The organism is Bacillus cereus group sp. N8 (assembly GCF_016483685.1).
GTDB classification, from domain to species: domain Bacteria; phylum Bacillota; class Bacilli; order Bacillales; family Bacillaceae_G; genus Bacillus_A; species Bacillus_A proteolyticus.
Map to the genome: position 1 here is coordinate 234,197 of NZ_JAEHBK010000005.1, position 20,360 is coordinate 254,556.

Consider the following 20,360-nt stretch of genomic DNA (forward strand, 5'->3'; position numbering starts at 1 on the left):
TATAAAGATGACTAAATTTAAATAGTTAGATTAATAAATTTTATTTTAGAACAGAGGGAAGAATTATGACGGGACGTTATAAAGAATTGGATTCCCTTCGGGGTATTGCTGCAATCATTGTTCTATTAGGGCACTTCTTAGCATTATTTCCGATATTAGGTAAAAAGGTAATGTATTCAACATTTGGGACCTATTTTTCTATATTATGGCAAGGTCATTCGGCTGTTATTATATTTTTTGTGTTAAGTGGATTTGTTCTATCCTTGCCTTTTTATAAAGGGACGGAATTTAATTATTTAAAGTATCTTATTAAAAGAGTTTGTAGGATTTACATTCCTTATATTATGATTCTTTTTATTGCAATAGGAATTAAATTGGGGATTCATTCTAAAATTGGTACCATTCCTGGTTTGGTACAATGGGGTTCATGGAACATAGAAGTTTCTTTTAATAGAGTAATAGATCATATTTTATTCTTGAGAGAATTTAATTCTGATGCGTTTATTATGGTGATTTGGTCATTAGTTCACGAGATGCGAATTTCCATAGTGTTTCCTTTAATTATTTTTCTTTTACTTAGAGTAAACTGGAAAGTAAGTATTGGGATAGCGATGTTTTTATCAGTTATTGGTTATTTATTAATGAAGAACATTCCAAGCGAATTTAATATGCCAGTATCCACCAATTACTTTATCACATTACATTATAGCTCAATGTTTATTATTGGTGCACTACTAGCCAAAAACAGAGAATATTTAGTGAGTAAAATTATTAATTCAAAAGTAAAATATATATTATTGCCTTTAGGTCTTTTATTTTTTAGCTATCCCCGTATCCCATTTATGTTACTTTCCAAACTAATTGGTGAAATCGATTATGATTTGTATCTTATTATCATCGATTGGTATATATGCTTTGGTGCAGTTTTAATTATTCTATCCGCTCTAAGTTCAAAACTATTTTCTAAATTATTACTGATTAAACCAGTACAATTTATAGGGGAAATATCATATAGTCTTTATTTAGTACATCCAATTGTTCTATTAACAACAGTTCATATTTTCTATGGAAAGATATCAGTGCCTTTAATTTTATTAATTTCTTTCTTATTTACTATGGTTGTGTCGGTCTTATGTTATAAATTTATTGAAATTCCATCAATAAAAATAGGCCGGAAACTTGCCACTAAAAATTCTAGAGGCGATGTTTCGTTGAGAAAAAAGGCTAGTTGAAAAATTGGAAAATAATAAGAATAAATAGTATGTAAGATGTGAATAGAGGGATAAGAGTAATTTTCTTAAGAAAAAGAGGAAAGATAATCTAATGCTCTATCGAGAAAAGTATTAGAAAGGAGCTTGGTATGGTGCAAATAAAAATAAAAAGTATGTTAGTTTTTATTTGGAATAAATTGATCGATATCAAAATTCAGAGTTTGAATCGATTAACTATCATAAAAGATCGATTCACGAAGTGCTTTTTCAAGCCCCCTAGAATTCAATCTATAGATGAAACTTTAAAAAAAATTATTCATGATAAAGCTTCCGTAGCCAGGTATGGTGATGGTGAATTTAAATTAATTCATAATCTAGATATAACATTTCAACGGGCTGATCATTTGTTATCAAAAAGATTAAAAGAAATATTGCTAAGTGAAGATGAGAAGTTCTTAGTTTGTTTGCCGGATGTTTTTCAAGGTTTATCAAAATATGCAGATGAACCAAAGGATTATTGGAGTCTTCATACTGCAAAATATAGATTAAAGTGGTATAAAGACTTGAAGAAGGGAAAAATATATTATAATTCCTTTATATCGAGATTCTATTATCCCTTTCGAGATAAGTCAAAATGTAAAGAATGGTTTATATTATTAAAATTAATATGGAAAGATAGGGATATAGTTTTAATAGAGGGTAGTAAGAGTAGATTAGGTATTGGAAATGATCTGTTTGACAATGCTAAATCAATTGAAAGGATTTTAGTACCAGAGGAGCACGCATTCTTACATTACAATAAAATCTTAACAGCAGCAAAAAAAAATAATAAATCTAAATTGATTCTATTAGCGATAGGGCCTACTGCTACTATATTAGCATATGATTTGTATAAAGAGGGATATCAAGCAATTGATATAGGGCATGTGGATATTGAATACGAATGGTTTTTAAGACAAGCAAAAACTAAAATCAAAATTGAAAATAAGTACGTATGTGAAGCAGGTGCTGGACAAAATGTGGGCGATATTCAAGATGAGAAATATTTAAGCGAAATTAAAGCTGTAATAAGATAGGCATGAGGGTTTAACTTATGTAAGTAATGTAGAGGTGAAAGGATTGCATGAATTAATAAGTGTTATTGTTCCCATATATAATGTGGAAAAATGGTTAGCTAGATGTATTGAAAGTGTTTTAAAACAGCCTTTCGTCAATATTGAATTAGTTCTAGTCAATGATGGTTCAACAGATAAATGTGGTGAAATATGTGAAGAATATGTAGAAAAGGATAATAGAATTAAAGTAATCTATAAAGAAAATGGAGGAGTGAGTAGCGCAAGGAATGCAGGGATCGAGGCTGCTACAGGGAAGTATATAGTGTTTATAGATCCCGATGATGTGGTAAGCGAAAACTATTTTACTAGGTTATATGGTATTGCGGAAGATGAAAAGTGTGATGCTGTAATATGCGGATACAAAACTGTTCCAAATAATAATAGTATTATTCCTAACTTCAAATTAGATACTGTTATGAATGGGAGAGATTTTATACTGAGCTCTCCAAATGTTCATTCCAAGAATGATCTATGCTTCGCATGGAGGTATATATACAATTTAAGCATTATAAAAGAAAAAAACATCAGATTTAATGAACAAGTGTTTATTGGAGAAGATGTTATTTTTAATTTAGAGTTTTTATTGCACTCACAAAGGGTATGTGCAGTCTCAGAAGTTCTTTATTTTTATACTATTAATAATCCAAATAGCTTAATGAGGGTTCCGTATAAACCAAATTTAGAGAACAGTTTAGTTTTACAATATCAAATGAGAAGACAACTTTCACAAGAATTTGGTTTACTACACGATAAGCAATTTAAAAAAGATATGGCTAATTATTATATAAATCACATATATAGACTCTTGATTAATAATTTAAAAAGCGACCCTAATGTGGATGTTAATAATGCTTTTCGTAGAATAGTGAATTATGAAATGTTCTCAGATAGTGTAAAAGGAATTGGTTTTTCATATCGATGCAATAACTTTAAGGAGTATATATATTATTTAGCAATAAAGTTTAAAGTGTATCCTTTAATAGTTGCAGCATATAAAAGAGAAATCAGGTAATGCTCTTGGGTTGAAAGTGTTTTCATACTTTCTGAAGTGGGAGGAAAAATGAGAGTTAAAAATTCAATAATTAATATATCAGCCGGTATAGGCAGTCAAGTTATTATTACGTTACTAAGTTTTGCTTCCAGAACCATATTTATTACTTATTTAGGTGTTGAGTATCTGGGGGTAAATGGATTATTTACTAATATATTAGGAATGTTATCTTTAGCTGAAGCAGGAATAGGATCTGCTATCATATATAATCTATATAAACCAGTGGCAGAAAATAATCAGGATAGAATCAATATGCTTATGAATTTTTATAGAAAGGCATATATGGCAATAGCTTTAATAGTATTGTTACTAGGATTACTTTTGTTACCTTTTCTTGGATATATCGCTAAAGATGCAAAGGTAGACAATATTCATTTTATTTATATTATATTTTTAATTAATACAGCTTCATCTTATCTATTTTCTTATAAAACCTCATTTTTAAATGTTTGTCAAAAGGGATATATTGTTACAGGGATTTATTCTATCTCATCTATTATATCTACTTGCATTAAAATAGGAATTTTATACTTTACGCATAGTTATATTTTATATCTAATAATCGATATTATTATAACAATCAGTACCTCTGCGTTCTTGGCTATATTGGTAGATAAGATGTACCCATTTTTAAAAAATAAAGCAGCAAGCAAATTAGATAGTGAAACCAAAAGTAATATTGTTAAAAATGTAAAGGCTTTAGTGCTACATAATATAGGCGGATATATTGTCTTTGGTACTGATAACATGTTAATTGCGTCTTTTGTCAGTGTTACAGCTGTTGGATTGTATTCAAATTATTATATGTTAATTAACATTTGTAGAACTTTTATAAATCAAATCTTTGATAATATAAATCATAGTGTAGGGAATTTGGTTGCAAAAGAAAGCGATGAAAAAATTTATAGCATATTTAAGATTACTATGCTTTGTAATTTTTGGATATACTCATTTTTTTCCATATTTTTATATATTATAATGCAACCCTTTATTACTTTATGGATTGGTTCGAAATTTATTATGGATATAAGTGTATTAATTATATTAATGATAAATTTTTATATATCAGGAATGAGACGTTCTATATCTATGGTCAAAACAACATCAGGGATTTTTCATGAAGATAGGTATGCGCCCTTTTTAGAGGCTGCCGTGAATCTGGTGGCTTCTATTGTCTTGGTGCAATATATGGGCATAACAGGTGTTTTTATTGGAACACTTATAAGTACACTAGTGGTTCCATTTTGGATTGCTCCTTATTTAGTATATAAGAAAGTATTCCGTAAACCGGTTAGAGATTATTTTTTAAAATATACTTACTATGTGATGATAGGGTTAGGAGCTTGTGTTATCACAAGTTTAATATGTGGTCTTATTCCGTATAATGGATTACTAGAATTAATATTAAGAGGGATGATTTGTTTAATAATTCCAAATGCTATTTATGTATTTGTTTTTTATAAGACAGATGAATTTAAGTATTTATTTGGAGTTGTTAAAAGTATAATTGGAAACCTGAGGGTGAAAATTCAGTCACACAAAAAGGGCACTTTTTAATTTGAAATCTACATTTCTATAATCCCGTTACTGACCCAATCCATCGAGCACCAGCGCCTAATGAATTGACACAAAATTATAATGCTTAAAGTAAGAGCAAGTAAATAAAAGGAAAGTATTAAGAATCTTTTAGAAATGAAACACCACTATGCTCTGTTGAATATGGTGGTGTTCTTATTACTGAGTATTTTAATTAATTATTTTGCATGACATGTCCTTAAATAAAAAAGTAAATCAATTCGTTGTTTTTCAACTATGAATGGGGCTGCTTTTTATGAAGATAGAAGTTTTAGGCAGTTATGGAGTAGAGGTTAATACATAAACCAAATTAGGAGTATGATTATATATGAAAAGACTTTTCGATTTGTTCGTTTCTTTGTCATTATTGGTGTTTCTTTTACCTCTTATTATAATAGTGGTTGTTTTAGTTAGAATTAAGTTGGGTTCCCCTATCATATTTAAGCAGCAACGCCCGGGATTGCATGGTGTCCCTTTTTTTCTTTATAAGTTTAGAACTATGACTGACGAGAAGGATAGTGAGGGGAATGCGTTGCCCGATGATGTAAGGTTTACCCGTTTCGGAGGGTTTCTGAGAAAATATAGTTTAGATGAATTGCCACAGTTGTTTAATGTTATAAAAGGGGACTTAAGTTTGGTAGGTCCAAGACCATTATTGATGGAGTATTTGGAACTATACACAGAAGAGCAGGCCAAGCGGCATAATGTCAGACCAGGGATTACGGGATGGGCCCAAGTAAATGGCAGAAACGCGATTTCTTGGGAGGAAAAATTTGATTTTGATGTATGGTATGCAAAAAAACGGACTTTTTGGCTTGATATGAAAATTTTGTTGTTAACGGTAAAGAAAGTATTTAAGTCAGAAGGAATCAATCAGGTTGGGCATGTAACTGTGGAAAAATTTAATGGTACAAAGAATTCTTGAGGAGGTGAGATGGATGCGAATAATTATGATTGGGGCAGGTGGTCATAGTAAAGTAATCCGAGATATTATCCTATCGTATGGAAATTATGAAATCATTGCGCAATTAGATGATGTGTATAAAGAGTTAAAAATTGAGGATGGTGTCTATTTTGGACCTATTTCTGCAGCTGTAAAGTTAATGGATGAGCATGTAGATACAAAGTTCGTGATAGCTATAGGGAATAACAGAACAAGAAAGATAATTATGGAGCAGTTAGAGATTCCCAGTCATCGCTATGCGACGCTTATACATAAACAATCTATTGTTAGTTTAAGTGCAAAGATTGGAACTGGTACGGTTATTATGCCAGGTGCAATTGTTAATGCAGATGTTGAAATTGGGAATCACGTTATTGTCAATTCAGGCGCTATTATTGAACATGATAATAAGATAAATGATTTTGCACATATTTCCCCAAATGCAGTGCTTACAGGATCCGTTACTGTAGGAATAGGAGTACATATAGGAGCAGGAGTTAATGTGATTCCAAATATTACAATTGGCAATTGGTCCGTTATCGGTGCCGGAGCAACAGTGATCCGTGACATTGTAGCGAATTGTAAGGCAGTTGGTATTCCAGCTAGAGTAATAAACAAAGAATTATAGGAGAGTGTTTAAAGTGGTATACTCACAGGAAAAAACAAGAATCTATCTCTCCGCTCCACATATGAGCGGTAATGAACAAAAATATATAGGGGAAGCATTTGATATGAATTGGATTGCTCCACTTGGTCCAAATGTAGATGCGTTTGAAAGTGAACTTTCATCCCATGTTGGAGTTCTTGATGCGGCTGCAGTTAGTTCAGGAACCTCTGCTATCCATTTGGCACTTCGCTTACTGGATGTAAATGATGGAGATACGGTGTTTTGTTCAAGTCTTACTTTTATAGCGAGCGCAAATCCAATTTTATATTTAGGGGCTAAACCAGTATTTATTGATTCTGAGCTTGAAACGTGGAATATGTCGCCACAAGCTTTAGAACGTGCATTACGTGATGCAAATGAGAAAGGAATACTTCCGAAAGCTGTCATTGTTGTAAATTTATATGGACAAAGCGCTAAAATGGATGAAATTCTTTCGTTATGTAATGAATATGATGTCCCAGTGATAGAAGATGCGGCAGAATCGCTCGGTTCTTCCTATAAAGGTAAAGAAAGCGGGACATTCGGAAAATTTGGTATTTATTCGTTTAACGGCAATAAAATCATTACAACTTCAGGTGGAGGCATGCTTGTTTCAAATGATGTCGAGGCATTGAGAAAAGCAAGATTTTTAGCTACTCAAGCAAGAGATCCGGCTCCACACTACCAACATAGTGAGGTTGGATATAATTATCGTATGAGTAATATTTTAGCAGGTGTAGGTAGAGCACAGCTGCAGGTCTTACAAGAGAGAGTACATGCAAGAAGACGAATATTTGATAGATATTATCAAGAATTATCTCATATTTCAGGGATACAGTTTATGCCTGAGTTAGAGGATACTTATTCAAACCGATGGCTTACAGTTCTTACTGTAGATGAAGAAAAAACAGGAGTACCGATTCAGGCATTACTGAAACAACTGGAAAATGAAAACATTGAGGCGCGTCCTGTTTGGAAGCCTCTTCATATGCAACCTTTATTTGAAGATGTAATGTATTATCCGCATAGTGAGAGTGAGGATGTTTCTAGAAAATTATTTGCAACAGGCGTATGTCTTCCGTCTGGATCAGGTATGACAGAAAAAGATCAGACAAGAGTTATTACATGTATTAAGAATATATTGATGGTAAGTGCTGGCATGTAAAGATAAAAAATAGAAACAGCTTTAATTAAGAAGGGTGTTAATGAACTAGGAGGATTTAATATCTCATTCAGTGCTGTTTTTGTGAAATCTCATTTTACTGAAAAAAATTTTCTTTGAATGAAAGTCACGGCAATCCCTATAAAGAGTGAAATAGTAAGCGTACATAATCTTGTGGTAAATGCGAATGGTATTTTTTATTAGTGGTAAACGCATATTATATCATCCCCTTTGTGAAAATGGTATAAATATAAAAAGGTTATTCTCCGGTTTCGATTAAAGAAGCGGGAGAATAAAGTAATAGAGAACATAACAAGTGAAAAATCAACTTTAATTAGTGGGTTAATAATAAATTATATAAAATATCATAGCACAGAAATTTTAAAAATATAAAAAGATGAAAATTCTCCTGTGTATTTGTAAGATATAACGTTTATCCTGCTATTTATGAGCATTAAGAGCACTACCTTAAGATTTTAGGGAAACTTAGAAGATAGATGGAATGGTCGTAAAAGCTCGATTGATGAGATTAATAGTCGGTAGGGATGTAAAGCCTCCTACCGATTAAAGTTGTACTGTATTATTTGTTCTTACAGTTACTAAAAAAGATACATAAATATTCACTTTATTGAGTATATAGATACTTGACAATGCAATAGTGAAATGGTAATCTGAGTTTATATTCTTTATAAAGAATATAAACGTTTTATTGATATATTAAATTCAGTGATTTTTATTTATATAAAATTCAGATGGTAATATTTTGATTCGAATTAAGGAAATCACACCTTTGTTCTTTTTTGAGAAAATTAAAATGCAAGGGTTTACAATAGGATAGGTAGCCTGAAAGCTTGAATACTTCAACTGAAAAAGATTTAAGGCTATAAAATTGGGTTTTAAAATCTGTTATGCGTAAACGAGGTAGTTTGAGGAAAGGGTTTTCTGGTATATTAATAACATTTTCTTGATATATCTAGTAATTTGCTTATCCATCGGGTTTTCCCTTAATTATCTCGTAGTGGGAGGAAAAAATGAGTGCAATAACCGGAATTTATCATTTAAATGGAGAACCGATACCGCCTGAACATAGGATTGGAATCATGAAAGATTTATCTCGTTATCCAGGTGACAATACCGATATATGGCACAAGGAAAATGTTTTTTTTGGCTCCCATGCAAAATGGATAACATCTGAATCTATTAATGAACAATTACCATACTATGATTATGAAACACAGTTGGTTATAACTGCTGATGCTATTATTGATAATCGCAATGAATTATTCGATAGATTGCAAGTAGACAAGGTACATAGAAGAGAGATGCCTGATAGTAAGTTGATTTTACTCGCTTATCAAAAGTGGGGAGAGCATGTACCAAAGTATCTAATTGGTGATTTTGCTTTTATGATTTGGGATGAGAGAAAGCAATTGCTCTTTGGTGCACGTGATTTTTCAGGAAGTCGGACTTTTTACTTTTACCGCAATCAAAATCAATTTGCTTTTTGTACTAGCATAAAACCACTGTTTTCTTTACCGTACGTTGGGAAGGAATTGAATGAGCAATGGTTAGCTGAATATTTAGCGATACCTAATATGCTTGATACAATAGATGCATTTTCAACAGTGCATAAAAATATAGAGCAAGTCCCGCCTTCTCATACTATCTCCGTAGTTAAGGGAAGAATTAGTATTGCGAAATACGACACGTTATTTGTAGAGGAGCAGTTGCAACTCAAATCAAATGAAGATTATGAAGAGGCGTTCAGGGACGTATTTGAAAGCGCAGTAACATCAAGGTTACGTACTCATCGTAATGTTGGTTCTCATTTAAGTGGGGGATTAGATTCAGGAGCTGTTGCTAGCTTTGCTGCGAGAGCCCTGCAAAAAGAGAACAAAAAATTATATACATTCAGCTCGGTACCTGCGGAAGGGTTTACTGATTGGACTCGTGGTCATACGATTGCTGATGAAAAGCCATTTATTCAAACTACAGTACAACATGTAGGGAATATTAAAGGGAATTATTTGAATTTTCCGGGAGAAAATTCTTTCTCAGAAATTGATGATTGGCTTGAGATTATGGAGATGCCATATAAATTTTTCGAAAATTCCGTCTGGGTGAAAGGAATTTATGAAAAAGCTCAACAACAAGGGATTGGGGTGCTCTTAAATGGAGCGAGAGGAAATTTCACAATCTCTTGGGGGCCAGCTTTAGATTATTATGCGATTTTACTTAAAAAGTTCAGCTGGTTGCAGCTTTATCGTGAAATTGATTTGTATGGTAAGAACGTTGGGGTCAAAAAATCGAGAATACTAAAAGTTGTAGGGGAGAAAGCATTTCCATCGATAAAAAACATGTTTTCCTCAGAACAGCAATACGAACTGCCAACGTTAGTTAGTCCAGAACTTGCAAAACGTACTGATGTATTTAGAAAGCTTGAAGAACATGGTGTGAAAGTAACAGGGGCCTCTATCCCAAATATATATGAAATAAGGCAGAAACATTTTGAACAGCTAAACTTGTGGAATACAACGGGTACAAGTGGAACAAAGCTCTCCTTACGTTATGGTTTACAAGGGCATGATCCAACGAATGACTTACGGGTAATTCGATTCTGTTTATCGTTACCACTCGAACAATTTGTTCAAAATGGCTTAAATCGTGCACTTGTCCGGAGATCCACAAAAGGATTTCTTCCTGACAAAGTAAGGTTAAATCAGCGTGTGCGGGGAATACAGGCAGCTGATGTGGTTCATCGCATGATTCCTTCATGGAAAATGTTTATCGAGGAACTTCAGCAGCTTAGTAAAGACCCAGTGGCCTCTAACTTTTTTAATATGGAGATTATTAAGAGCGCGATTTTGAAAATTCAAGGAGAACCACGAGTAGAATACGTGTTTGATCCAGATTTTAGAATTTTAATGCGTAGTCTTATTGTCTATCGATTTATCAAAAAATATATTTGAAAGGGGGTGAAATTATGAAACAAGAATGGCAATCACCAGTATTAGAAGTACTTGATATCAACATGACAATGGCTGGACCTGGAAAGAGACTTGTTGACCAAGTTTTTGAAGATGAGGATGAGCAAGGCGCTCTTCACCACAGCTAATGCACTAATATTTAAATGAGATTTATATGCTTTACAGCCCTTATATAGTTTAATTACGGTATAAGGGTTTTTTTTAATCAATTTTTCAACTATTTGGAGTGAGAAAGATGATACATACTGTAAAGAAAGAGATTTACAAAGCCTTCGGATTAGCCCTATTAAGTGAGATTCCCCTGCCGGAATTGCCTCAAGTAAGTAATTACGAAAATGAAGTAGACGTAAAAATAGAAACTGCAGATTTGTCCCAATTATGGGGAGAGTTATCTTCTCCGAAGTCAGTGTTTGTAGTTGAAGAAGAATTAATTATGTTTCAAATCCCCGAAACTGCTACGTTTTGTATTAAAAATGGAGAAAAAATCATTGTTTCACCTATGAAAGGGTCTGATCAAGATAAGATTCGGCTTTATATTCTTGGGACTTGTATGGGGGCATTGTTGATGCAGAGAAAAATACTCCCTCTGCATGGAAGTGTAATAGCCATCAATGGAAAGGCGTATGCTTTTGTAGGAAGATCAGGAGCTGGAAAATCAACTCTTGCATCAGCCCTTTTAAGCAAAGGCTATAAGCTTTTAAGTGATGATGTAATTGCTGTGTCTCTTTCTGAGGATAATACTCCTTTTGTTACACCATCTTACCCGCAACAAAAGTTATGGAAAGAGAGTCTTGATCAGTTTGGAATGAAGACAGCGCATTATCAGCCATTATTTGAAAGGGAAACTAAATATGCTGTCCCCGTTACAGCTAACTTTTTCGAGGAACCATTACCATTGGCAGGTGTATTCGAATTAGTGAAAGTAGAAAATGGTGATGTTGAACTTCAGCAGATTGAAGGACTGGAGAGACTACGCACATTGCTACGTCATACATATAGGAATTCATTAATCCCACGATTGGGGATGATGGAATGGCATTTTATGCATTCAACAAATATCGTCAACAAAATAGATATGTGTCAATTGAGACGTCCTATTTCAAAGTTTACGGCACATGATTTAGTATCCAAAATTCTAGAGTCTTTAAAAGAGGAGGAAAAATAATGAGTAGTAAACAAACAATTTCATTACACAGTTTTGTTGTACAAGGTCAGGAAAATGTAGTGAGCGATATGGATGGGGAGAAAGTGATGATGAGCATCCATAATGGGAAATACTATAACTTAGGAGGTATAGGTGGTGAAATTTGGAGTTTAATTAATGAATTAATATCTGTCAATCAAGTGATCGATATATTATTGTCTCGATATATGATTGAAGAGGCAGAATGTAAGGAACAAGTACTCTCTTTCTTAAATCATTTGTATGCAGAAGGGTTAATTTCGGTAGATGAAAAACTTTGATTTTTAATTGAACGTTCCAGATTTAATAGATTAGGAGTAGGATCGATGAATATCATAAATAAAGCCAAAGCTTTCTTGTCGTTCGATATGGGAACAAAATTATTACTTATAGAAGCTTTCTTTTATTTAGGCTGGGCTCGTATTCTGAAAAGTATACCGTTTTCTAAAGCTGCTCCTATATTAGGAATTCATATGGCAGAAACGTCTTTAAGCTATGATGAATCGGAAAAGATTACGTTAAGGAAAATTTCTCAAGCAGTGCATATGATGAGCCGTTATACATTTTGGGAAAGCCAGTGTCTCGTTAAAGCTATCGCTGCAATGAAAATGTTGGAGAAGCGTCAAATTGAAAGTACCCTTTACTTAGGGACCGCGAAAGATGAGACGGGAAATATGATTGCCCATGCGTGGTTACGTAGCGGGCCCTTTTATATTACTGGCGTAGAAGAAATGAAGAGATTTACCGTTGTTGGTAAATTTGCAAAAAGGATAGGGTAAAAAAATCTTGAAGGAGAATGAGATGTATACCGGTTGTAATCTTGATTTGAGTCATTTACCTAAAGAACTAAAATTGTTACTTGAAATTATAAAGAAGGAAGATAAAGAGATACAAGAAATCCCGGGAGACTGGTTCATAAATATTGATTGGAACAAATTTTTGAAACTGGCGCTGCATCATCGCATGTACGCGTTCATTTACCCAAAAATGAAATCTATTGATAAACAGTTAGTTCCATCAAATGTTGTGCAAGTATTAAGTACATATTTTAAAAGGAATACATTCCATATGCTTCATTTAAGTGGAGAAATGGGAAAAGTAAGTAAATTATTTGCTGAAAACCAACTTCAACTTCTATTTTTGAAGGGCCCTATTCTTGGCGCAGACCTATATGGAGATGTTTCCCTTCGAACATCAGGGGATCTGGATGCCCTTGTTCCTATAGATGATCTTGGAAAAGTGAACGAATTACTTGTAAAGAATGGTTATGTCAAAGAGGATGATTTTCCGACGGTTATGAATGAATGGAAGTGGAGACGCCACCATACAACTTACACGCATCCGATAAGTAAGGTGAAATTGGAGATTCATTGGCGACTACACCCAGGACCGGGAAAGGAACCACACTTCGATGAGTTATGGGGGCGAAAGAGGACGAGTCCTGTCACAAATTATCCTGTCTATTTTTTAGGTAGAGAGGATTTGTTTATGTTTCTTGTGACTCATGGAACTAGGCATGGTTGGTCCAGGCTTCGATGGTTAACGGACATTGACCGTATGGTAAGGCAAGAAATAGATTGGGAAGAACTCACTGTTATGTTGGGGAGATATGGATGTAAACAACTGGTAGGTCAGGCGCTTATTTTATCTTCTGAGCTTTTAGATACTCTTATAATAGCGGAAGAGGCAAAAGTATTAATGTCAGGGAGAAAGGTAACGCAATTAGCGCAGCTTGCTATATATTACTTGGAAAATATGATTAACTTGCATACAGATCCTGTCCCGGAAGAAGTTTCAAAATATCATGAGCGATATTTATATTTGTTAAAGACAAGCTCTCAAAAGCTACTGTTTCATCTTAGTTGGTTGTATCCTTATCCTCAGGATGTGGAAACTTTACCACTGCCAAAACAACTGCATGTTTTATATTTCCCTTTGCGGCCGTTTTTATGGATTTGGAGGGAAATGAGGTACCGTAAGGAGAAGTGAAAATGAGAAATATTTTATATTTTACAAAGCGGTTATACTCTTTTACTGGAAACATTCTCATTGTTAATCTCATGGGAATGGTATTGGTCAGTCTCGTAGAAGGAATCGGCATTTTATTATTAATTCCTATGATAAGTATTAGCGGTATTGCGAAGATGAATGAACAGACAAGTCCTCTTTCAGGGGTTCTTGGATTCCTAGGTGAGATTCCAACTACTTTAGGATTACCACTTGTATTAGGAATATATATTATATTGGTCGTGGGACAAGCGCTTTTGCAAAGGAATATAACAGTTCGTAATGCGAAAATCCAGATACGTTTTATTAATCATTTGAGATTGGAAACTTATCGTGGATTGTTGCAGGCCAACTGGAGTTTCTTTGTGAAAAAGAGAAAATCAGATCTTATCAATTCTTTGACAACGGAATTAGGGCGTGTTAGCGCAGGCACTAATTTATTTTTACAGTTGCTCACTTCTTTAATGTTTACATTTATACAGATTGGTTTCGCTTTTTGGTTAGCGGCAGATATAACAATTTTTGTACTATGTTGCGCTGTGGTACTTGCCTTTCTTTCACGAAGATTTATTAAAAAATCAAAAAGATTAGGTGGTCGAACCTCAGAGAATTCAAAAGCGTATCTTGCAGGTATAACTGATCATTTTAATGGAATTAAGGATATTAAGAGCAATACACTAGAACGATCTCGTTATATGTGGTTACGTAATTGGGTAGAAGATGTGGAACGTGAACAGTTTGCATATATTAAGGTGAGAAATAATTCTCAACTCTTTTATAAAATTGCATCAGCTGTTTTCATTGCTATTCTTATCTTTCTATCTGTTAAGCTGTTTCAGACGAAAACGGAGCAATTATTATTAATTATTCTTATATTTTCTCGTTTGTGGCCACGATTTGCAGGTATACAATCAAACATGGAACAAATTGCAGCGAATCTTCCCGCTTTTAAAGATTTGCTGCAATTACAGGAAGAGTGTAAGAAAAGTATAGAATTGCAAGATATAGAGCAGGATTATGATTGTATAAATCCTATGCAGATAGAACAATCTATTGAGTGTCAAAATATCTCTTTCCGCTACAATAAAGAAAATGCTGTGTACTCACTTAAAGATATTAATTTGCATATTCCTGTAAATTGTATGACAGCTATCTCAGGGCGTTCCGGTGCTGGAAAGAGTACATTAATTGATATCATAATGGGACTTATGCAGCCGGAGAGCGGGCAGTTATTAATAGATAACAAACCGTTGACAAGTAAGGACCTATTATCATTGAGGAAATCTATTAGCTATGTTCCTCAAGATCCATTTCTATTCAATGCCAGTATAAGGGATAATTTGAGAATGGTTGAACCAAATGCAAGTGAGGAGCAGCTTTGGGAAGCTTTGGAATTTTCTGCTTCCGCTGAGTTTGTTAGCAGGCTCTCGCAAGGATTGGATACACTGATTGGCGATAGGGGAGTCAAACTTTCAGGGGGAGAACGACAACGTCTTGTTCTGGCTAGAGCAATACTTCGAAAGCCTTCTATTTTAGTATTAGATGAGGCAACAAGTGCATTAGATGCTGAAAATGAAGCGAAAATACAAGAAGCATTGGAAAGATTGAAAGGAAGCATGACAATTATTGTCATTGCACATAGACTATCTACTATACGTAAAGCTGACCAAGTAATTGTAATGGATCAAGGACAAATTATTCAACACGGTAGTTTCGCACAACTGGCAAAAGATGAAAGTGGTTTATTTAGTAGTCTACTTGGACAACAGGCTAAGGTAAACATTTAAATATGACTAGTCACAATTATTTTTTATAAATTTAAGGAATACACTGCCTTTATTTCTTTCGGGCCGGTAACACAATTTGATTATTTATGGTTCGGGGGATAATTGGTATTTGTGTACTGGTCTTTTTATGGAAATATGAGCTTAATTCAATTGTGTGACCAGTAAAAAAATTAGAAATACTTTTTGTGGTTTATTAATATATCGTCTATATGCATGTATAAATATTCGTGTTATAATTCAACATAGAACCTGATTTTATTTATACCATATAACAAAAAGCAGCGAGACCCCTTGTCTTTAGGACTAGAGGTCTCGCTGCTTTTTGTATATAAAGGTTTATTAGTGTAGTTGTGATAATATATTTTGAACCACCTTGTAGACATTTTTATGGTCAGTGATTAATGAGAGGTAGTACCTAATGAATTGCTACTAATTTTAAATAAGTAATTAAGAAGGGAAACGATTTGAGGAGATGAAAGAGAGATAGTGAAGAATATTATATAAGTATTTCTATTTATTTCATTTGAGTTTTTCTCTCAAATACTCCGGAATGCCTTATTTAATAGATAAACAAGGAACAGCAACAATTTCTTATTAGTTATACTTTATTCTTATGTATTGTTAAAAAGATTTAAAAGAATTCATATGTAATATTGGATATTTCTGTAAAATATAAATGTATCTTTTGTGATGATATTTTATAGGGTTTTTATTAAAGGCTAATCCACGAAGATTTATTTTTTTATAAAGCATAGTGTTCTGGATTACGAATCTTAATTTCTAGATATGCTATTTAAGATAATATAAGAAAAATGAAGAAATTTGTAGAAATTTGTAGAAAATTAAGGGGATAATGGTAAAAAGGAGTAAATATTAAATTTTTCTTTCTTATTTTTGTCCTTTATAATGAGCTATGAATACGACATACGAGGAAAATAATGTATATTTCCTCTCCCTAACTTTGATATACACCTTTTTCCAACCTCCGTGTTAATTGCTATTATTTTGTTATGCCGATTAGCGAAGGGAAAAGGGTGTATCTTTTTTGTATGAATAGTCCTAATAGATATTTTGGGTAGAAAGCATTTCTTGTTTTTCGTGACAAAAACAATGGAGAATGGGATAATAAGGACAGTGCGTTGGTGGTATGACCAATTTGGTATATAAGGAGAGAATGATATGCTAGATATTCAACAGATTAAAGAAATTATTCCACATCGTTATCCATTTCTACTAGTCGATCAAATTTTAGAAGTAGAAGAAGGAAAGCGTGCGGTTGGGATTAAAAATGTAACGGCAAATGAGGAATACTTTAATGGACACTTTCCAGATTATCCTGTGATGCCAGGTGTTCTAATTGTAGAAGCATTAGCGCAGGTGGGTGCTGTTGCGGTACTAAAGAAGGAAGAAAATCGCGGTCGCCTTGCATTCTTTGCTGGCATTGATAACTGCCGCTTCAAACGTCAAGTTCGCCCAGGTGATCAACTTCGCCTAGAAGTCGAAATGACACGTGTCCGTGGACCGATTGGAAAAGGAAAAGCAGTAGCAACTGTAAATGGTGAAATCGCTTGTGAAGCTGAAATCACATTTGCAATTGGTGATAAGAAAGAATAAAGATTTGTTAACATAACTTTATGTTAGAAGATGAATGAAGAGAGTATAGTCATTCATCTTTTTTATTGTTATTGAAGCGAATTATGAAGAAATGGACGAAAGGTAAGAGGATTTGTCGATAGGTAAGTTCTCTTACTTTTAAACAAACGTTTGATTAAAAAATATAGGGGACTTTCGAAAAAATAGTTTATCAACTAAAGTCTGAAAAAAAGATATCGAAAGATTAAGAAAAAACAAAATAAAAATTAACAATGGTAAGATTTTTATAAACAGGATAGTATAAATACACAGATCAATCAATGGTACATTCACTAGTAATACTAATAATCCCCATATATCGACAGTATATAGCAAATGAAAACTTATACATTAAAAACTGTGTCGAAATCCGTCAAATTCGGTAGTATAATATTTGTCAACTTCTCCAACAATTTTCTCAACTATTCTTGCTATACTAATGTAAGTTATGTAATATGTTAAATAGTTATTTATCGCTAAACAACTTTAGGGCTAGATACCAGATTTTTGTTGTCAGCCTAAAACCTGACAAATTATTTATTTTCAGAAGTTTTTATAACAAATTATTGGAAGCTGGAGGAAGGCATGGAAGAAACAATAAGTTTGAAAGAGTTATTTGCTATTTTAAGAAAACGATTAGTTATGATCCTTGTAATTACGATTGGTGCAGCACTTGTAAGCGCGATCGTAAGTTTTTACTTTATAACGCCGATTTATCAGACTTCGACGCAAATTCTTGTTAACCAAAAGAAACAAGATGAGAAAATCATTCAGTATAACGAAGTGCAAACCAATGTGCAATTAACTAATACATATAAGATCATTGTAAAAAGCCCTGTAATTTTAGATAAGGTGAAGAGTGAATTAAAGTTAGGCATGTCTACTCAAGAGTTAAATGGAAAAATTAATGTAGAAAATGAGAAAGATTCACAAGTAATAGCTGTTACAGTTCAAGATAAAGATGTAAAACTAGCTCGTGATATCGCAAATACAACAGCGGAAATATTCAAAAGTGAAATTGCAAAAATTATGAGTATTGATAACGTAACGATCTTATCAAAAGCAGAAGCAGCAGAAGGTCAGTCACCAATCAAACCAAATAAAAAGTTAAATATAGCAATTGCATTTGTTGTTGGATTAATGGCTTCCGTTGGAATTGCATTCTTACTAGAGTACTTAGATAACACGATGAAAAAAGAAGAAGATATTGAAAAACTACTGGGTGTACCAGTTCTTGGCGTCGTTTCTCATATGGAGGAAGATGGCACAAAGAGCGATAGTTTATCAGCAACGAAGAGAGTAGGGGGTCATACAATTGGTTCTTAAGAAAAAAATATTACGTGCTCGCCGTCAGCTGATTGCATATGAACAACCAAAATCATCTGTGTCAGAGCAATACCGAAATATACGAACAAATATTGAATTTGCATCTGTTGATAAGAAGATTCGTTCTCTTATCGTAACATCTGCGAATCAAAGTGAAGGAAAGACAACAACGGCTGCTAATATTGCAATTGTTTTCGCACAACAAGGTAAGAAAGTATTACTTATCGATGCAGACTTACGTAGACCAGCATTACATCAAATGATGCAAGTGGATAATATATTTGGCTTAACAAACGTATTAACACGTAGTAAAACACTAGAAACATGTGTGACACAAACGAAAATCGGTAATTTAACATTTTTACCATGTGGTCCAATCCCACCAAATCCAGCGGAATTACTGGGTGCAAGCTCGATGAAAGATTTACTTTCAGAAGCTTATGGCACGTATGACCTTGTCATTTTTGACACATCACCAATCTTACCAGTTACAGATGCACAAATTATGGCAAATCAATGTGATGCTTCTGTACTTGTTATTCGAAGTGGTGCAACAGAAAAAGAGGCGGCACTTAAAGCAAAACAATCATTAGATAGCGCAAAAGGTACATTACTTGGCGTTGTCTTAAACGATAAAGAACAAAATGGATCCGAATATTACTATTACGGTTCTAACTAAATGCAAAAGAAGGAAAGGTGAACATTCATCTTTTCTTCTTATATTCAGTATGTGAAGAATATGTGGAGAGGGGATGAAATAGAATGATTGATTTACATTGTCATATCTTGCCTAATGTCGATGATGGAGCACAATCAATCGAAGACAGCATTGCAATGGCAAAGGCAGCATGCGAAGAAGGAATTCATACAATCGTTGCTACTCCTCATCACCAAAATGGGGTTTATATAAATCTAGCAGAAAGCATTCTTCATCAGGTAAAGCAGTTAAATGGAAGATTAAAAGAAGAGGCTATCAATTTAACCATTTTACCTGGTCAAGAAATCAGGTTGTACGGAGAGTTACTAGAAGACTATGATTCGGGTCGTATTGTTACATTGAATCGTATGGATAAACATATATTAATTGAATTTCCAACAAACCATGTCCCGCGCTATGCAGAAAAAATGTTATATGAATTACGTGTGAAAGGGATCACGCCGGTTATTGTTCATCCAGAACGGAATATGGAAATTATTGAACGCCCCGATGTGTTGTATAAGCTCGTCAATCAAGGGGCACTAACACAAATTACCGCAGGAAGCGTCACAGGGAAGTTCGGAAAGAAAATCAAGAAGTTTTCATTGCAACTTATTGAGCATCACTTAACACATGTCATATCATCAGATGCTCATAACACAACAACGCGCTCCTTTCACTTGCAAGCTGCGTATGAAACAGTAGAGAAAACATTTGGGAGTTCTACATTGTACTACTTCAAGGAAAATACATATGAACTAATAAGTGGGAAAATGATTTATCGAGAAGAGCCCGAGAAAATAAGACGGAAAAAAATATTCGGTCTCTTTTAAAGAGAAAACCACTTGGTGATGCCTCCTAACCAATATCAATGGAGACACTCGGCTATGCTGTGGGTAGAGTAAATTTCTACCTTAGACGCGTTTGTTGTCAAAAGCATGATGTGAGGTAGGGTTAGATGCCCATAATTTATTTATGATAGAAACTCTACCTATGGAGTTATAAATATGACTCTATAGGTAGGGTTTTTGTTATAGC

18 protein-coding genes are annotated in these 20,360 nt (G+C 33.7%); all 18 read left to right on the top strand.

Annotation, left to right across the window (positions count from 1 at the left end; all coding sequences use genetic code 11):
* Positions 1-65: 65 nt before the first annotated feature.
* The 18 genes from JDS80_RS11165 to JDS80_RS11250 all read left to right on the top strand — a co-directional run bounded on the left by JDS80_RS11165 (position 66) and on the right by JDS80_RS11250 (position 20,155).
* Entirely contained in the window at positions 66-1,232 is a 1,167-nt protein-coding gene (locus tag JDS80_RS11165) for an acyltransferase family protein (RefSeq protein WP_016130940.1), read from the top strand.
* Positions 1,233-1,360: 128 nt separating this feature from the next.
* The gene (locus JDS80_RS11170; protein ID WP_016130939.1) at positions 1,361-2,287 is read left to right on the top strand and encodes an SP_1767 family glycosyltransferase; all 927 of its coding nucleotides are present in this window, start codon (positions 1,361-1,363) and stop codon (positions 2,285-2,287) included.
* Positions 2,288-2,330: 43 nt separating this feature from the next.
* Entirely contained in the window at positions 2,331-3,338 is a 1,008-nt protein-coding gene (locus JDS80_RS11175; RefSeq protein ID WP_016130938.1) for a glycosyltransferase, read from the top strand.
* 48 nt (positions 3,339-3,386) lie between these two features.
* Positions 3,387-4,934: a lipopolysaccharide biosynthesis protein gene (locus tag JDS80_RS11180; RefSeq protein WP_199638430.1), complete on the top strand. Its 1,548-nt coding sequence runs from the start codon at positions 3,387-3,389 to the stop codon at positions 4,932-4,934.
* A 346-nt stretch (positions 4,935-5,280) separates the two neighbouring features.
* A complete protein-coding gene (locus JDS80_RS11185; protein WP_000825092.1) occupies positions 5,281-5,877 on the top strand; it encodes a sugar transferase in 597 nt (198 codons plus the stop codon).
* A 13-nt stretch (positions 5,878-5,890) separates the two neighbouring features.
* On the top strand, positions 5,891-6,523 hold the full coding sequence (locus JDS80_RS11190; protein WP_098219373.1) for an acetyltransferase: 633 nt from the start codon (positions 5,891-5,893) through the stop codon (positions 6,521-6,523).
* Between the two features lie 13 nt (positions 6,524-6,536).
* Complete coding sequence (locus tag JDS80_RS11195; protein WP_098417194.1) at positions 6,537-7,706, top strand: DegT/DnrJ/EryC1/StrS family aminotransferase; 1,170 nt, start codon at positions 6,537-6,539, stop codon at positions 7,704-7,706.
* Positions 7,707-8,734: 1,028 nt separating this feature from the next.
* Positions 8,735-10,672, top strand: coding sequence for a lasso peptide isopeptide bond-forming cyclase (locus tag JDS80_RS11200; protein ID WP_088008387.1), 1,938 nt, complete (start codon positions 8,735-8,737; stop codon positions 10,670-10,672).
* 14 nt (positions 10,673-10,686) lie between these two features.
* Positions 10,687-10,818, top strand: a complete 132-nt coding sequence (locus JDS80_RS11205) for a paeninodin family lasso peptide (RefSeq protein ID WP_000808480.1) — start codon at positions 10,687-10,689, stop codon at positions 10,816-10,818.
* 107 nt (positions 10,819-10,925) lie between these two features.
* On the top strand, positions 10,926-11,855 hold the full coding sequence (locus JDS80_RS11210) for an aldolase (protein ID WP_199638432.1): 930 nt from the start codon (positions 10,926-10,928) through the stop codon (positions 11,853-11,855).
* Positions 11,855-12,154, top strand: coding sequence for a lasso peptide biosynthesis PqqD family chaperone (locus JDS80_RS11215; RefSeq protein WP_000095761.1), 300 nt, complete (start codon positions 11,855-11,857; stop codon positions 12,152-12,154). Before JDS80_RS11210 ends, JDS80_RS11215 begins: the two co-directional genes overlap by 1 nt.
* A 45-nt stretch (positions 12,155-12,199) precedes the next feature.
* Positions 12,200-12,652, top strand: a complete 453-nt coding sequence (locus JDS80_RS11220; RefSeq protein WP_001021513.1) for a lasso peptide biosynthesis B2 protein — start codon at positions 12,200-12,202, stop codon at positions 12,650-12,652.
* 22 nt (positions 12,653-12,674) lie between these two features.
* Entirely contained in the window at positions 12,675-13,862 is a 1,188-nt protein-coding gene (locus JDS80_RS11225) for a nucleotidyltransferase domain-containing protein (RefSeq protein ID WP_088008392.1), read from the top strand.
* A gap of 2 nt (positions 13,863-13,864) precedes the next feature.
* Positions 13,865-15,667, top strand: a complete 1,803-nt coding sequence (locus JDS80_RS11230; RefSeq protein ID WP_001244409.1) for an ABC transporter ATP-binding protein — start codon at positions 13,865-13,867, stop codon at positions 15,665-15,667.
* 1,179 nt (positions 15,668-16,846) lie between these two features.
* Positions 16,847-17,281, top strand: coding sequence for a 3-hydroxyacyl-ACP dehydratase FabZ (gene fabZ, locus JDS80_RS11235; protein ID WP_002184592.1), 435 nt, complete (start codon positions 16,847-16,849; stop codon positions 17,279-17,281).
* A 603-nt stretch (positions 17,282-17,884) separates the two neighbouring features.
* Positions 17,885-18,625: a YveK family protein gene (locus tag JDS80_RS11240; RefSeq protein WP_199638434.1), complete on the top strand. Its 741-nt coding sequence runs from the start codon at positions 17,885-17,887 to the stop codon at positions 18,623-18,625.
* Positions 18,615-19,304, top strand: a complete 690-nt coding sequence (locus JDS80_RS11245) for a CpsD/CapB family tyrosine-protein kinase (protein WP_016130925.1) — start codon at positions 18,615-18,617, stop codon at positions 19,302-19,304. Before JDS80_RS11240 ends, JDS80_RS11245 begins: the two co-directional genes overlap by 11 nt.
* Before the next feature lie 83 nt (positions 19,305-19,387).
* Positions 19,388-20,155, top strand: coding sequence for a tyrosine-protein phosphatase (locus JDS80_RS11250; RefSeq protein WP_199638437.1), 768 nt, complete (start codon positions 19,388-19,390; stop codon positions 20,153-20,155).
* The last annotated feature ends 205 nt before the right edge of the window (positions 20,156-20,360 follow it).